Origin of the sequence: Lampropedia puyangensis (genome assembly GCF_004833285.1) — a bacterium.
Classification (GTDB): Bacteria; Pseudomonadota; Gammaproteobacteria; order Burkholderiales; family Burkholderiaceae_C; genus Lampropedia; species Lampropedia puyangensis.
Genome location: NZ_STFG01000027.1, coordinates 1 through 15318, shown reverse-complemented (window position 1 = coordinate 15318; position 15318 = coordinate 1). Strand labels below are relative to the sequence as shown.

Here is a 15318-nt window from a genome sequence, read left to right as displayed (position 1 = left end):
TTTGCCGTGAAATCTCTCACCCTTGCCCATTTGACGATCAGTGCCACACCGTTGGAGACCATTGATGCTGCCTGTTTTGCTGGCTTTGGTCGTGTTGGCATTCGTATTTGTGGCCGCCGTCCAGGTGATCCGTATCCGACGCCGGTCATCGGCCAGCCCACCATGATCCAAACTTTGCGCCATCGTGCGGCGCAAGATGGTGTGGCCATTTCCAATATTTCGGCTTACCAGTTTTATCCTGATGTGGACTGGGAGCAATTGGCCCCGGCCATTGAAACCGGTCACGAACTGGGCGCGAGCATCATGGTGGTCAATGGTTTTGACCCCGATTGGCAACGTTTTGGCGATCGTCTGGCGCGCTATACCGAGGCCGCCGCAGCAGCCAATATGCGTGTTGCACTCGAGTTCTTGCCCTACAGCGCCGTGCGCAATCTGGCCCAGGCGCTGGAGATCATCAATGGCTGTGGAGCGCCGGCGGGCCTGCTTTTGGATGCCTTGCATCTGGCGCGTTCAGGCGGCGTGCCTGCCGACCTGCAGACCTTGAGGCCAGAACAAGTGGTGTTTGCACAGCTCTGCGATGCCAGCGCCACGCCCGCGCAAAGCAGCGATGAGGCCCTGATGCATGAGGCCCGCACCGCCCGATTGCCCGCAGGGACTGGCCAGTTGCCTTTGGATGCCTTCCTTGATGCGCTGCCGCTAGGTGTGGAGATTGAGTACGAAGTCGCAAGGGCTGATTTGGCACAGGCCACCCCACACGAGAAAGCACTGGCGGCCAGTGAAGATGCGCAGCGCTTCATGTCGGCCTATGCCGAGCGCAAGCGCGCACGCGCAGAGCAAGGAGCAGCGCATGCCTGAGCGGAATCTGCGCATTGGCGTCTTGGGTTGCGGCATGATCAGCGGCAACCACTTTCAGGCGTGGCAGCAAGTGCAAGGTGCGCACGTTGTTGCCGTTTGTGATCCGTTGCTCGAACGGGCCCAGCAGCGCGCGCAAGAGTTCGGCATTGAGACCTGCTACCAGGACTCTGCGCAGATGCTCAAGCACGAGCAACTTGACGCGGTCGACATCATCACCCCCAGGCAAACACACGCCAGCATGATTGAACTGGCTGCGGCGCATGGTGTGCATGCTTTGTGCGAAAAGCCTTTGTGCCCAACACACGAAGAAGCCCAGGCGCTGCTGGCAGGGGTTGGGCAACGCATTCATGTCATGGTCAATGAGAATTGGCGCTACCGCAGCTACTTCCAGCAAATAGCCCATTGGCTGCATGAAGGGCGTTTGGGGCAGGTGGTGCAGGCGCGCATTGCCTTGTGGCGCTCGAACATGTTGCGCCGCGCAGATGGCTTGGTGACCTCGCTGACAAGGCAGCCATTTCTGGCGCACGAGGCGCATGTGCTGATTGCCGAGTCGTTGATACATGAGCTGGATGTGGCGCGTGCGCTCTTTGGTGAGCTGGAGGTTGTTGCCTGCACCACCGGTCGCGTTAGCGAGCACCTCATCGGTGAAGACAATGCCGTGTTGTTGCTGCGCTCGGACGAAGGGGGCAGTGTGGTACTCGATGGCAGCATGACCGCCGCCGGCCATGCCGTGCGTGCACCCGACCGTGTCGAAATTGCAGGCACCCGCTGCAGTCTGGTGTTGGAGGGCGGCGTGCTGCGCCTGTTTGGGGCCGAAGAGCAAACCCTGGTGTATGACGAGGACGAGGTTCGGCAAGCCTGTTTCAACGACTCGATCCAGCATTTTGTCGACTGCCTGCAGGCGGGCCACGGCAATTTCTGGACTTCGGCACGCGATCAACTCGGCAGCTTGCGTTTGATGGATCGTGCCTATGCGCTAGCTGGCGCACCACGCACTTACCAGGGCGCTGACAGGCCGTCAGCACCACCCGTAATTACCAATTGGCGTGCATAACGCCGCAGACATAGTGACTGGAGATTGCAATGCCTCTTGCTGGCAATGCCCTTGTGGCAATTTGGAACGACATCCTGCCTGAATCACGCGATGATTTTTTTGAATGGCATCCGCGTGAACACATGGTGGAGCGATTGGGGATTCAGGGTTTTCTGCGCGGTAGAAGATACATCGCCCTGGACGACAGTGTGGAGTTTCTGACCTTGTACGAAGTCAGCGCGCCCGAAGTGTTGGCCAGCCAGGCGTATCTGGCAAGGGTCACCAACCCAACGCCATGGTCTAGTCGGGTTCTGCCGGCGTTTCGCAACAATGCGCGCGGTGCTTGCAAGCTGCTGTTCAGCCAAGGCCACGCGATGGGTGGCTTTGTCGCTACGCTGCGACTGGAGGCCGAGCCTGGCAAAGCAGATGCATTCGATCGTGCCATCGTTGAGCAAGTCTTGCCTGGCTTGCTTGAGCAGCCACACCTGTGCGGGGTGCACTATGTGGTCAACGATGAGTCGCTCACCTCGGGCAACTCGGGCAACCAACGCGGTCGGGTCATTACTTTGCCTGAACGCATCGTACTGATCGAGGGCATCAGCGCCGCCGCACTCACAACGCTGCTGAGCAGCCGTTTGGCCGCTCAGACATGGCCGCCGCTGGGCGCCAAGACGACTGTGCAAACAGGCTTGTACCAACTGGAATACAGCATCCAGAACCTGGCTACAGGCACGTGATCAAGCGCTGCGGCTGAGCTGCCCTGCGCCAATGCGTGGGCCCAGCCGCTGCGTTGGTGGAGTCTGGCTGGTGTGCTTGCAAGAACACACCAGGTACAGCAAGTGCGCTGGTTTCATGGTGCTCTCTTGATGTTGTTTCGTGTCTGTGCGCTGCCAGCCGCTGATGGCGGTTGCAACGCCGTAGCACGGGTGCGTCCGGGGGTGGCTTGTGGCTGTGCACTCATATTGCCCTCGCCGCCGCGGCAGGGGTGCTTATTAAAAAGGAGACAAGCATGAAAAACTACATCATCACAGTCGGCGCTTGTGCTGCGCTTATCACTGGCGCGTGCGCCCATGCGCAGGTAACGCTGTATGGCGAGCTGGACGCCGGGGTCGGGCAACGCTTTAAAGAAGATGGTCAAGGCATGATCACCAATTTCGACGGAATGTCCCGCTGGGGCATGCGTGGCGGTGAAGATTTGGGCTCAGGCTGGAAAGCCCATTTCAACTTTGAATCAGCTTCGATTAATCTCGGTACCGGTGCGCTCAATGGTATTGGTGGTATGAACCGGCAAGCATGGGTTGGCCTAAGCAGTGGCATGGGGAGCGTGATGCTGGGCCGCACCACCACGCCGCAAAACAGAATCATGGGGGTGTTTGATCTGAATGGAACTGCTGACGGCTCTTCTGCATTGCTGCATGTGGGACTAGCTGCCAATGGCAGCTTTGGTGGCTCTCGGCAAAACAGCCAGATTCAATACGCTTTGCCAAAAATGGCTGGGTTGGAGGCTCGGATCGCATATGTTTTCAAGGACAATCGACCTGCCTCAGCCAATAAAGCTTTTGTGCAAGCAGCCACCAGATACCAAGCAGGTGGTTTAACACTGGGGGCAACGGTCCAAGGGAAGATGAGTCCATTGAGCGACCATCGCACAGGCTATTCACTGGGCGCGAAATATGATTTCGGAGTGGTCGCGATCAGTGCTCTTTACACGCAGCGTGAAACAAAAAGTGCTGGCAAGGGCTGGGGTCTGGGTGCTGCTTTGCCATTGGGAAGCTTGACTGTTGGGGCACAAGTGGCGCGTTTGACCAGTAGTGGCGATGCGTCTTACAAAGGCGCGACTACGCTGGAGTTGTTTGCTGATTATCCGCTCTCCAAACGCACCCGGTTGTATGCCAATTTTGGCCGGTTGAATGATAAAGCGCGTTGGTTCAATGGCACAGTGGTTGAAGGCAAGCGGACAGTTGCACCTAACAAGCAGGCGTTTGCCACGGGCATTGTGCATAACTTCTGAGTAAGTGATTGATTGCATACGCAGGCCATGATGCAGAAGAAGTGCTTTTCTTGCTCTCCTTAAAAGACTGAGAACGGGCGCATTTTCTAAGCTCCGAAAGCAGCAACTGCTGTACCAATCCAATACGTAGCAGCCATGGCCAGCGAACCACCCATCACATTGCGCAGGGTGGCTTTTGCTACTGGCGCTTGCCCCAGCTTGGCCGAAACTACACCTGTAGTGCACAGCGCCAACAGCACGGCGGCCACGGTAGGGGCCATTCCATGGCTGCCAAGCAGTACGGCAGGCAGTAGCGGTATCAGGGCGCCTGCAGAAAAGGCGATAGCGGAAGCTGCGGCGGCTTGCCATGGGTTGGCATAGCGTTGCTCGCTAAGGCCAAGTTCAATTTCCGCGTGCGCAGCCAGAGCGTTGTGCGCAGACAGCTCTTTGGCGGCCTGAAGGGCCAGCTCAGGGCTGAGGCCTTTGCCTTGTAAGAGATGGGCCAGTTCCTGTAACTCCGCTTCAGGCATGGTGGCCAGTTCACGGCGCTCGTGCGCGATGGCGGCCATCTCGGTATCACGCTGTGTGCTGACCGAAACATATTCACCTGCTGCCATTGAGAGTGCCCCTGCCACCAGCCCGGCGACACCGGTCAGCAATAGCGTAGAAGCACTGGCATCGGCGCCGGCCACACCCAGCAGTAAACCGGCAGTGGAGACAATGCCATCGTTGGCACCGAGTACAGCGGCTCGCAGCCAGTTCAGGCGCTCGGCCATGCGCAGATTTTGCGGCTGCGCACTGCTGGGGGTGACGGAAGGAAAGTCAGGGTGGTGGAGCGAGGGTTTGGGCATTTGATTGGAGATGATAGTCCCAAACTCGCCTGGTTGATCGGGCGCTTTATTCCAGCGAAATACCCCGCGTTTCGATCAATTGTTTGAGTACAGCTGCTTCTGCGTTGATGGTGGCAGAAAACGTTGTGGTGTCTTGCACGATGGGTTCAACCCCGAGTTCAGAAAAACTTCTTTGAACCGCAGGCAAAGCCATGGTGGTTTTGACCGCATCAGCCATGCGTTGGATGATGGGGGCGGGGGTGTTGGTGGGTGCAAACACACCAAACCAGTTGCCCAGCTCGACGCCTTCAATTCCCGCTTCTGTCAAGGTGGGAGCCTCCGGAAAGAAACTCGAGCGGTGTGTGCCAGTCACTGCCAGAAGCTTGGCCTTGCCCTCGCGGATGTGTTGAAAGCCAGAGGCAGGATCGAAGTAATAGTCGATTTGCCCGCCCAAAATGTCCTGCATGGCCGGGGCTGCTCCGCGGTAGGGCACATGGATGACATCGACTTGGGCTTGTTGCTTGAACAGTTCCCCTACCAAATGCATTTGGGTGCCAGCTCCGCCAGAGCCATAGCTGAGCTGTCCAGGGCTGGCTTGCGCGAGGGCCTGCAATTGCTGCGGGGTGTCGGCTTTCAGGTCCTTGCGTGCGACCAGATACAACTGCGCATAGCCCATGCTGACCACCGGGGTCATGCCGCGCTCGATATCCAGTGCCGGTTTGAAGAGCATGGGGTTGGCTGTGCGCACAGAAATGGGGGCGATCATGAAGGTATAGCCATCGGCAGGCGCGCGCATGACTTCGCTGGCAGCGATATTGCCACTGGCTCCAGGGCGGTTTTCAATCACGACGGGCTGGCCTAGGGCATCGCGCAAAGGCGCTGCAGCAACACGCGCCATCACGTCCGTGGTGCCACCGGCTGGAAAGCCCACAACCATGCGGATGGGTTTGTTGGGCCAGTCGGTTTGTGCGGCTGCTGGTGTCAACCAGGTGATGCACACCGCTGCTGCCAACAGGCCTACAGCGCGTCTGCGGCTTTGCCGTTGGGGGGCGATGGTGGTGCTCGGTGGATGGGTGCAGGCAAAGAGGTTGAGCAAGTTTGTCTCCTGTTGTGGATGGGAACCGTTTTTTAAAAGAGTGCCGAATGGCGCATTAGCGAGAGTGCTGCCTTGGCATTGCAATGGCACGGATCAGGCGCGTTTCTTGGGCAACGATGAGATGCTCTGATGCTGCCAAGTAGGCCGGGAAATCTGGGTGGCTATCGCGAGCCTGGCAACGGCGCTCGTAATCGGCCAGATCGGCGTAAGCCCACAGATGCACAAATTGGTTCAGAGGGCCCACTTGACTGGTGTAGAAGCCTTGCGGATGCTGCAGTGTTTGCATTAAAACGGGCATGGCAAGCCTGTTGAATACCTCCAGGAATTCGGTCATTTTGCGCAGGCGAATGGTGTAGGTACGGTGGTCAATCAGAGGCAGGTTGGTCATGGTTTTCCTTGGAGTTTTGCTGTCAAGCTTGGGCTGCAGCCGTGGTGTTCAGCGGGTCGATACCAGCCAAGTGATAGCCAGTAATCCATCCAAAAGTCATGGCAGGCCCCAAAGTGATTCCCGCTCCGGGGTAGTTGCCGCCCATGATGGAGGCGCGGTCGTTGCCTACGGCGTACAGCCCTTTAATGGGCTCGCCTTGGCTGTGCAGCACTTGCCCTTGTACGTTGGTGCGCAGGCCTTCAAAGGTGCCAAGATCACCCATGATGACTTTGACGGCATAAAACGGTCCCTTTTCTACAGGCGCCACGCAGGGGTTGGGTGTGTGCTCGGGGTCGGCCAGATAGCGATTAAAAGCTGTTGCCCCGCGCCCGAATTGCGCATCTTTGCCGTGTTTGGCTCCAGTGTTGTAGGCGTTCACGGTGGCGGTAAGGCCTTGGGCATCAATACCTGTGGCCTCGGCCAGCGCGTGCAGGCTGGTACCTTTAAACAAGTAGCCTTTCTGAATCAAGCCACTCCAGGGCATTGGCGCAGGTTTGGCATAGCCCAGACCGTATTTGCTGATGGTGGCGTGGTCGCAAACCAGCCACATCGCGGTTTCTTTCTGGTTGGCGCAGGCCTCAATCATGGCGGCGCCCACATCGTGGTACGAATTCGATTCGTTGGTGAAGCGCTGGCCGTTGCGCAACACGCCAATCACGCCGGGTTTGTAGCGATCGAGCAGATGCGGGAAGACGCCATCATTGCCTGAGGCCATCGGTACCCGCGAGACGGGCATCCATGCGGCAGCCCCGGTGGCCTCAAACGGTGTGTCTACCAGCCCGCCTGCCGATTCACCCAGGCGCAGTCCATCGCCAGTGTTTTCATCAGGGACGGGCGAGAGATGTTCTGCCCCGCGTTGCACGTGTGCATAGCGCTGGCGGATGCGAGCCAAATCATGGGCGTAGCCACCGCAAGCCAGTACGACAGCGCGTTTGGTCACTATGCGTTTGGACTGCCCTTGGTGCTGCACTGGCGCGCCTACCACTGTGCCGTTATCGTCTTGCAGCAAGCCCAGTGCGGGCGTTTGGGTGTAAATGGGAATGCCCAGGTCAAAGCAACTCTTGGCCAGGCGAGCCGCCAAAGCATTGCCGCTGGTGACTTGCACGCCACGGCGGTAACGCAGCAGGTCGATGAAATGGCTACCCAGGCGCTTGGCCACATACGCGGCTGAGCGCAGGGAGCGGGTGGCGCGGAAGAAATGCTTGAGATCCGCATTGGACGAGTTGAACATCATGCCCACAAAGGTGATGGTTTTCAGCGGTGGGCGCAATCGTGCCAGCTCACGTCCCAAGGCACTGGCATTGAACGGGGCGGCAAGAATGGAGCGTCCGACCTCTGCGCCTCCTGCTGCATCGGGGTGGTAGTCTGGGTAGAGCGTGGGCACAAACTGCACGGCGGTTTCGCGCTCGAACCAATCGACCATGGCAGGGCCTGCGTCGAGAAATGCCTCAACGGCAGCATCGTCATAAAACGCACCGGTTTGGTCGCGCATGTATGTGCGCATGGCTTCGCGGTTGCTGCGATCGTGGTCAAAGCGACTGCCAGGAATCCACAGTACGCCACCAGAATAGGCTGTGGTGCCGCCAAATACAGGGGCTTTTTCGATCACGATGACATTCAAGCCCAGTTTTTTTGCGGTGATGGCTGTGGCCAAGCCTCCAGCGCCAGAGCCGATGACCAATACATCGCAATGTGTCTCCAGCAGGGTGTTGGCAGGGATATTCATGCCGTGTTTCCTATGTTGGTTAAGTGTGAGCTGGTCCCTGCCAGCCTTTTGTTGTTAGCTTGCATGGGGCGTGGTTGGGGTAAGAGCGCCTAACACAACCCTTGATACGTTGTTGCAAAACCTTGTCGTACTACTCGTACTGCCTGTGGTTTTGCGCCTAGTCTCAACCGCAAACCTTCGGTTTACAGGGTTGTGTTAGCCGCTCTAAGCGCAGCGCGCCGTGCCGCGCCGGTTGGATAGCGGGCTTATTGGCTGTTCGGCTTGGCCGCCTGCACTAGTTGGGCGAGCCCTGCGCAGTGAGGTTGTTGAAGCCTGGGCGTGGCACCATGTCCATCAGCATGCAACCCAGGCCTCCATCGACCAGTAATTCAGCGCCATTGACGTAGGCCGCTCGCTCGCTGGCAAGAAAGAGCACGGGTTCTGCAATGTCTTGTGGTTCGCCAATGCGGCGGTTGGCAGTTGCAGCCGCGCGGCGCGCTTCAAAGCCGGGCTCTTCATAAAACGAGGCGGATAAGGCCGTGCGAATCATGCCGGGGCAGACCACGTTGCTGCGAATACCTTTGGGCCCCCACTCTGCGGCCAATTGGCGTGAGAGCAGCAGTACCCCGGCTTTGCTGGCGCTGTATGCGCCGCTGCCGGTTTGCGGGTGCAGGCTGGAGATGGAGGCTACATGCACGATGCTGCCGCGCCCGTGGGTCAGCATGTCATGGCCAAAGTGCTGCGCGCACAATAAATAGCCAGTCAGGTTGACGGCCAGTACGGCATTCCATTGCTCTGGCGAGACAGACTCCAGCGGAGCTGCCCGCAGTAATCCTGCGTTGTTGATCAGTACCTCAGTCGGGCCTAATGCTTCTCTCACTTGTGCAGCGGCAGATTGGACCTGCTGGGTATCTGCAATGTCGCAATGCACCGCCAGCGCCTGAGCACCTTGGCTCGATAGCGCCTTCGCAAGGGTTTGCGCTGCAGCCAGGTCGCGATCAACCAGTGCGACCCGAGCGCCTGCACTTGCCAGGGCTTGGGCGATAGCGGCGCCTATGCCGCTGCCAGCTCCTGTTACTGCGCATACGCGCCCTTGCAGGCCCAGCCAGTGAGGTTCTGGTGTTGAATGGGGTAATTGGGTGGGCGATGGGATTGAGGCCATGCTGGTTTGTCTCCGCACTTGAGGTTTTTCTTGAGGGCGAAGGATCGCGCATTGGGCTTGAGTGCTCAATTGACAAAAGCGGCCATGTACTGGACAAATCATGCATATTGGCTATGGCTCCGTGCAAACCCTGAACACTTTTTGAGCCCCGCAGGCAACACTGGATAGATGCGTTGGGCAGACAGGTTAATCACAGACTGCCAAGTCCTGTGTTGGGGCACCGAATGCCTTTGCCGTGCTATTTACTGGATTTTTTTGATGAACAGTACCTCCCGTTCAACCCGCGCCAGTGCAGTGCGAAAGTTCGCCTTGTATGGCACTGATGACAAACAGCCTGCATGGGCACAGTTGGTGCATATCGAATCAGTACCTGAGCGCTCAGGCCTTTTCAATTGGGAGATTGATCTGCACTTTCATGAGGGCATGGTGCAGTTGCTGTACCTCACCCATGGTGGTGAAGGGGTTGCACGAATCGATGGCGTGCAGTGGCGCTTGCGCCCGCCTTGCGTGGTGGTGGTTCCCGCACGGGCTGTGCATGGATTTAGTTTTGATCCGCATACGGATGGCCCGGTCATTACGGCAGCGCAAAAACCATTGGAGACCTTGCTCAGCGCGATGAACCCAGAGTTGCTGGAGCTGTTGCGCAAGCCGACGGTGTTGAACTGGAGCGAGCCTACGCGCCAAACACAGGCATTGATGCCTTTGTTCGATAGCATTGTGCGGGAGTCGCAATGGCATACACAAGGGCTCAATGCCGGCATGCCTTTGTTGGCGGCGTTGTTTGTGCAGATTGGCCGAATGGCGGCTTGGGCGCCTGATGTGGCGCACCATACGCGTTCACGCAAAGCGGCACAGGTCGAGCGTTTCAAGGCACTGCTCGATGAGCGTTGCCATCGCCGTGAAGCTGCCAGCGATTATGCGCAGGCCATGGGCATTTCGGTCGGGCAGTTGTCAAGACTGACGCGTGCATTGCTTGGCGCCTCAGCGCAAGAGCTTATTAATGCACGCGCGGTGCATGAGGCGCAGCGTGAGTTGGCGTACTCGCTGTTGTCGGTCAAGCAAATTGCAGCCCAGCAGGGCTTTCAAGACGAGGCCTATTTTTGCCGTTTCTTTAAAAAGCATACGGGCCAGCGGCCATCGGAGTTTCGCACGCAGGCAAGGCTTCAATTCGCTGGGCAATAAGTGGCATTCATGCTGCCCTACAGCATGCTGCGTAATGGTTCTGCTGCGGCCTGCAGCAGCGGCAAGTGGTGTTGCAACAGTGTTTTTTCTGCCTGGGGTTTGGCAGAAACTACCACGTTCAAGGCAGCATGGGTGCGGCCCTGCATGTCTTGTAGCGGTACGGCCAGTGCGCAAATACCGCGTTCATGTTCTTGGCTGGTGAGGCTGTAGCCTTCGCGGCGTGTTCGCTGCACAAGTTCTTGCAGACGTTCAGGTTCAATGACGGTTTGAGGGGTCAATCGCAAAAGCCCGGCCTTGGCTGCGGCAGAAAGCCAATGGTGTAGTTCGGTATCGCTCAAGCCTGCGAGCAGAACGCGCCCGGTGGAGGTGGCGTGCAAAGGCAAGCGCGCGCCTAAATGCAGGCCATGCGCCAACATGGGGCCTGTGCGCTGCGGCGAGCCACTGCGCGCAATGATCACAACCTCCTGTTGATCGCGTACGACGACGGAGTGTGACTCGTGCGACTGTGCATGCAGTAATGCCAGCGTGGGTTGCACCAGACGCGGCAACCGCGCGGATGCCAGATAACTGCCAGAAAAACGCAATACCTTGGGCCCTAGCCAGAAAGCGTGGCCGTCGCTTTCCAGATAACCAAGTGCGGTCAGAGTGAGTAAATGCCGCCGTGCCGCTGCCCGTGTTAAGCCTGCCCGTGCGGCAGCCTGTGTGGCGTTGAGTTTTTGGCGCTCGGTGCCAAAACTCTCCAGCAAGGCCAAGCCACGTGCCAAGGCATCAACAAAATCACGTGGCGCGACAGGGGCATCAAGAAGCGGAGGTTCTTCGCGCCAGGGCTCGTCACCCTGTTGGGGCGTATGCGTTGCCTGAGCCTTTGGGATGTTTGAGGAGGTCATGGTTTCAGAAGATGCACAAAGCAGTGCGCGCGCAATGCGTGATGGAGGACATATGGTGTGGCGCATCTATTACACAGGAGCTGGGCAACGCGGCTTGCGTATTTTGCGCGCCTTGCGCGCGGATTGTGCGCATTGCGCACAATCTTGGCGGAAATTTATTCGCCATCTCCTGCGTGCTATTTACGCTTGTGTTTTCGTGAAAATCAACCAGGAGACAAAGCGTTATGCGTACACAAGTGGCCATCATTGGGGCTGGTCCATCAGGACTGCTGCTCGGGCAATTGCTTTACAAAGCCGGTATCGACAACATCATCATTGAGCGCCAAAGTGGCGAGTATGTGTTGGGACGCATCCGGGCTGGCATTCTGGAGCAGGTCACCATGGATCTGGTCGATCAAGCCGGGGTGGGGCAACGTATGCATGAAGAGGGGTTGGTGCACGAAGGTATTGAGCTGCTGTTTGGCGGGCAGCGCCATCGCATTGACCTTAGCGCGCTGACCGATGGCAAGAAAGTCATGGTGTATGGCCAGACTGAATTGACACGCGACCTGATGCAAGCGCGCCAGGACGCAGGTCTAACCACCTACTACAGTGCAGCAAACGTGCGCGTGCATGGTTTTGATGGGCAGACACCCAGCGTGACTTTTGAGCATGAGGGGCAGAGCCACACACTGGAGTGTGATTTTATTGCGGGCTGTGATGGGTTTCATGGGGTGTGCCGTGCCAGCGTGCCACAAGGCGCGATCACTGAATACGAGAAAGTCTATCCGTTTGGCTGGCTGGGGTTGCTCTCGGATACACCGCCTGTTTCTGATGAACTGATCTATGCCAATACCCCGCGCGGTTTTGCTTTGTGCTCGCAGCGCAGCTTGACGCGCAGCCGTTATTACCTGCAAGTGCCCTTGAGTGACAAGGTGGAGAATTGGTCTGATGATGCCTTTTGGGCTGAGTTGCGCAAGCGCTTGGATGGAGAGGCCAATGAGCGTCTGGTTACCGGTGCATCGCTGGAAAAATCCATTGCACCGTTGCGCAGTTTTGTCGCAGAGCCATTGCGTTTTGGCCGCATGTTCTTAGCCGGAGATGCCGGTCATATTGTGCCGCCCACAGGGGCTAAGGGTTTGAATTTGGCCGCCTCCGATGTGGCGTATTTATCGCAAGGCTTCATCGAGTATTACAGCGAGAAAAGCCAAGCAGGGCTTGACCACTATTCGCAGCGTGCACTCGCACGCATTTGGAAAGCCGAGCGCTTTTCCTGGTGGTTCACCAGCATGATGCACCACTTCCCTGAGGAAGGCGCTTTCGGGCAGCGCATGCAAGAGGCAGAGCTGGCCTATCTGGTGCAGTCGCACGCGGCATCCACGGCCTTGGCTGAGAACTATGTGGGCTTGCCGATGCAGGCCCGATAAGCGGCGATAGTGTTTTCGCGCTGGAACGTCGCATGGTTTTCATGCCTTACTCGGCATTGAAAATCCATTAGGCGTTTATGCTTTTGAACACATGTGCAGCGATGTCGCCCCGTGTTGCAACCCATATGTCTTGCCGATCACTGCACAGGCGGGCGATTTCACCGAATGCCCAAGCGCACGCAGGGCGGCCGTAACAATGGGTGTGCACCATCACATCAAGAATGACGACATCGTCTTTAGCGGCCAGCAGGTGCGGCAGCGTTTCGGTGAACATGTCTACAAACTGCTGTGGCGTGCGGCCAAAGCGCATGGCGTGAGCAAGATCGTTGAATTCAACGGCCAAGGGGATGGCCAGAATCTGGCCTTCTGCCGTGCGCTGCAGGTAAGGGCGATCAGCATCTAATGCATCTGCATGCCATTGGTAACCTTGGGCAATCAAATGCGGCAAAGTGCGGGGGCCGGGGCTTGCGCGCGGGCTGATCCAACCCAAAGGGCGTTGGCCTGCCACTTGCTGCAAGGCTTCAGTGCTGCGGCGAATGGAGTCGAGATCTGCGGCATCTGTCAAACTGGCGGGAATAAGGTCTTGTGCAAAACCATGGCCGACGATCTCATGACCAGCGGCTGCAACTGCGCGCACTTGCTGTGGGTCAGTTTCTGCCAGTGCCCCTGAAACGAAGACGCTGGCGCGCACGCCTGTGCCTTCGAGTGTGCGCATTAGGCGCTGAATCCCAGCTTGCGCGCCGTAGCGGCCATAGCCATCGGCATTGGTGTCGAAAAGACCGCCAGCGAGCGGATTGCCCATGGGCCCGACGCCAGAGGTTTTGCCTTTGCTCCAAGTCTCGTAAGCGATATTGAAAATGACGGCGACATGCCGACCATCAGGCCAGCGCATTGGCTCAGGAAGGGGGATGGTTTTGCGGGGGGATTACCGTTTCAATTGCGGCCATACTCAAATCATCCTTTCGTGATGTTGTCTCGTTGAGTGGTTGGGAGGAATTTTTGTTATCAGTGCGCAGTGCAGGTTGTCAGGCCTGGTGGCTTTGGGAGCTGCTTGGTATTTGCCATGCGCAATGTATTTAGGTCTGCAGTGTGCTGCGGGAGGCGCGCCAAAATGCGTTGTGCTTGAAGCACCACCGGCAGATCCACCATCTTGCCGTCAAGCTGCACGGCGGCGCCTTGGGCTTGCGCGTCAGCCTGCACTACGCGTTGCGCCCATTGCAGTTGCTGTGCATCGGGCATGAAGCAGGTGTGCACGCCTTCGATTTGGCGCGGGTGAATGCAGAGCTTGCCGCCAAAGCCATAGCGAATGGCGCGCTGCGTGTCTTGGCGCAGCAGCTCATCGTTTTGAAAGTCTGCAGTGACGCCATCGATGGCTGGCGGCAAGTTGGCCAAGCGTGTGGCCATGGCGACGTTAAAACGCAGCGGAGCGATTTCTGGCTCGCCTGTGGAAACTTGCATCCCCAAGTCAGCCAGAAAGTCGATATGGCCAACCGCCAAACGTGCCACGCCGGGCGCTGCCGCGATGTGGTGTACGTGGTGCAAACCCAAGGCGGTTTCTATCAAGGCGATCAGCTGCAGGTTGGGTAGGCGTTGGTGTAGGGCGCTCAAGTCTTGCGCTTGCTCGGTTTTGGGCACCATCACGTGGGCAATGGCAGGCGTGGCTTGCAGCCACTCTGTATCCGCCAGGCCCAATGCACTGCCAAGGGTGTTGATGCGCACCACAACAGGCACCGGCGCGGCACTGATGGCGTTGGCAATGCCCGCAATCGCTTGGCGTGCAGTGTCTTTCTCTGATGGGGGGACGGCATCCTCCAAATCCAGCACGATGGCATCGGCACCGCTGGCCAATGCTTTTGCAAAGCGTTCGACTTTGGTGCCGGGAACAAAGAGCAGGCTGCGCGCTTGCGCCAAAGCAGAGGTGAGGGAAGACATGGGCGACACATTGGAGGTAAATGCAAAGCGCAGCGCAAGTGGCTGGGGGCGTATCAGGCCACGCTTTGCGGGTGTTGAAGATGGTGCAGGATCAAGGCTCTGAGAATCGGCAGCTTGCCTGCAAACAAATGGTCTGAACCGGGCACCACCACAACCGGATGCGCGCGTGGCCGAGCCCAGTCAAAAATATTGGCAAGAGGCACGCTTTCATCGCATTCACCGTGAATCACCAACGGTTGGTGGATGCCGTCTGGCGTATCGTATTGGCGGCCAACGGTCACGGTGCCAAACGGCATGGCGGCCAGCACCACGTGGTCTGCTGGCGTGGCATGGGCTTGCAGGTAGGCTGCCAATTGCGCTTGCACAAAAGCACCGAACGACACGCCGATCAAAGCCAGCGGCAGGCCATTTGCACAAGCTTGGACTTGTGCATGCAGGGCGCGCAAATCCAGTGCTTCGGCTCGGCCTTCGTCATAGCTGCCGCTGCTTTGCCCAACGCCACGGAAATTGGGGCGCACGGTTACCCAACCCGCATCGCGCAAACTATGCGCAATGAATTGCGGCAACTTGTGTTTGGCACTACCGCCAAGCAGCGGTTGCGGATGGGTGATGATGGCCACCCCTTGGCGCGCGGCGGAGCTGGGGACATCAACGAAAACCTCCATCTGCCCGTCAGGCAGCGGCAGGAGTTGGGTGGAAGTTTCGTTCAGGTGCAGCATGGTGGTGTGGTCCGTGAGAGCCGTGTGGTGGCGAAGCGGCGTTTATACCGCAGACGTCCACTCAGGCACAGCAGCAAACAAATCAGCCACGAGG

At 58.1% G+C, this 15318-nt stretch carries 15 protein-coding genes; 6 read left to right on the top strand and 9 right to left on the bottom strand.

The features are described from left to right. Positions 1-6: 6 nt before the first annotated feature. From E9531_RS15695 to E9531_RS15680, 4 genes are all read left to right on the top strand, one after another. Positions 7-855 carry a sugar phosphate isomerase/epimerase family protein gene (locus tag E9531_RS15695; protein ID WP_158291821.1) on the top strand — a complete coding sequence of 283 codons (849 nt, stop codon included), beginning with the start codon at positions 7-9 and terminating at the stop codon, positions 853-855. Next, positions 848-1909 (top strand): Gfo/Idh/MocA family protein, encoded by a 1062-nt coding sequence (locus E9531_RS15690; RefSeq protein ID WP_136574716.1) that lies wholly within the window; start codon positions 848-850, stop codon positions 1907-1909. The genes E9531_RS15695 and E9531_RS15690 overlap by 8 nt, the downstream gene beginning before the upstream one ends. Before the next feature lie 29 nt (positions 1910-1938). Next, a complete protein-coding gene (locus E9531_RS15685) occupies positions 1939-2625 on the top strand; it encodes a hypothetical protein (protein ID WP_136574715.1) in 687 nt (228 codons plus the stop codon). A 272-nt stretch (positions 2626-2897) separates the two neighbouring features. Continuing rightward, a complete protein-coding gene (locus tag E9531_RS15680) occupies positions 2898-3899 on the top strand; it encodes a porin (RefSeq protein ID WP_136574714.1) in 1002 nt (333 codons plus the stop codon). An 86-nt stretch (positions 3900-3985) separates the two neighbouring features. Here the strand turns inward: E9531_RS15680 and E9531_RS15675 are convergent, their stop codons facing one another. The 5 genes from E9531_RS15675 to E9531_RS15655 all read right to left on the bottom strand — a co-directional run bounded on the left by E9531_RS15675 (position 3986) and on the right by E9531_RS15655 (position 9098). After that, on the bottom strand, positions 3986-4729 hold the full coding sequence (locus E9531_RS15675) for a VIT1/CCC1 transporter family protein (protein ID WP_244610148.1): 744 nt from the start codon (positions 4727-4729) through the stop codon (positions 3986-3988). 46 nt (positions 4730-4775) lie between these two features. Continuing rightward, on the bottom strand, positions 4776-5804 hold the full coding sequence (locus tag E9531_RS15670; RefSeq protein WP_244610147.1) for a Bug family tripartite tricarboxylate transporter substrate binding protein: 1029 nt from the start codon (positions 5802-5804) through the stop codon (positions 4776-4778). Between the two features lie 55 nt (positions 5805-5859). Then, the gene (locus tag E9531_RS15665) at positions 5860-6192 is read right to left on the bottom strand and encodes an NIPSNAP family protein (RefSeq protein WP_136574713.1); all 333 of its coding nucleotides are present in this window, start codon (positions 6190-6192) and stop codon (positions 5860-5862) included. 22 nt (positions 6193-6214) lie between these two features. Then, positions 6215-7957 (bottom strand): FAD-dependent oxidoreductase, encoded by a 1743-nt coding sequence (locus E9531_RS15660; RefSeq protein WP_136574712.1) that lies wholly within the window; start codon positions 7955-7957, stop codon positions 6215-6217. A 274-nt stretch (positions 7958-8231) separates the two neighbouring features. After that, entirely contained in the window at positions 8232-9098 is an 867-nt protein-coding gene (locus E9531_RS15655; RefSeq protein WP_136574711.1) for an SDR family NAD(P)-dependent oxidoreductase, read from the bottom strand. A gap of 258 nt (positions 9099-9356) precedes the next feature. Here E9531_RS15655 and E9531_RS15650 point away from each other — a divergent pair, with 258 nt between their 5' ends. Then, the gene (locus E9531_RS15650) at positions 9357-10280 is read left to right on the top strand and encodes a helix-turn-helix domain-containing protein (RefSeq protein WP_136574710.1); all 924 of its coding nucleotides are present in this window, start codon (positions 9357-9359) and stop codon (positions 10278-10280) included. A 17-nt stretch (positions 10281-10297) separates the two neighbouring features. On the opposite strand, the gene E9531_RS15645 is transcribed toward E9531_RS15650, so the two are convergent. Next, the gene (locus E9531_RS15645) at positions 10298-11167 is read right to left on the bottom strand and encodes an IclR family transcriptional regulator domain-containing protein (RefSeq protein WP_136574709.1); all 870 of its coding nucleotides are present in this window, start codon (positions 11165-11167) and stop codon (positions 10298-10300) included. 224 nt (positions 11168-11391) lie between these two features. Here E9531_RS15645 and pobA point away from each other — a divergent pair, with 224 nt between their 5' ends. Further along, positions 11392-12573 (top strand): 4-hydroxybenzoate 3-monooxygenase, encoded by a 1182-nt coding sequence (gene pobA, locus E9531_RS15640; RefSeq protein WP_136574708.1) that lies wholly within the window; start codon positions 11392-11394, stop codon positions 12571-12573. Positions 12574-12640: 67 nt separating this feature from the next. On the opposite strand, the gene E9531_RS15635 is transcribed toward pobA, so the two are convergent. The 3 genes from E9531_RS15635 to E9531_RS15625 form a co-directional block, all read right to left on the bottom strand. After that, on the bottom strand, positions 12641-13465 hold the full coding sequence (locus E9531_RS15635; RefSeq protein ID WP_211343463.1) for a polysaccharide deacetylase family protein: 825 nt from the start codon (positions 13463-13465) through the stop codon (positions 12641-12643). Between the two features lie 113 nt (positions 13466-13578). Further along, complete coding sequence (locus tag E9531_RS15630; RefSeq protein ID WP_136574707.1) at positions 13579-14505, bottom strand: HpcH/HpaI aldolase/citrate lyase family protein; 927 nt, start codon at positions 14503-14505, stop codon at positions 13579-13581. 53 nt (positions 14506-14558) lie between these two features. Next, on the bottom strand, positions 14559-15224 hold the full coding sequence (locus E9531_RS15625) for an alpha/beta hydrolase (RefSeq protein WP_136574706.1): 666 nt from the start codon (positions 15222-15224) through the stop codon (positions 14559-14561). Positions 15225-15318: the final 94 nt, after the last annotated feature.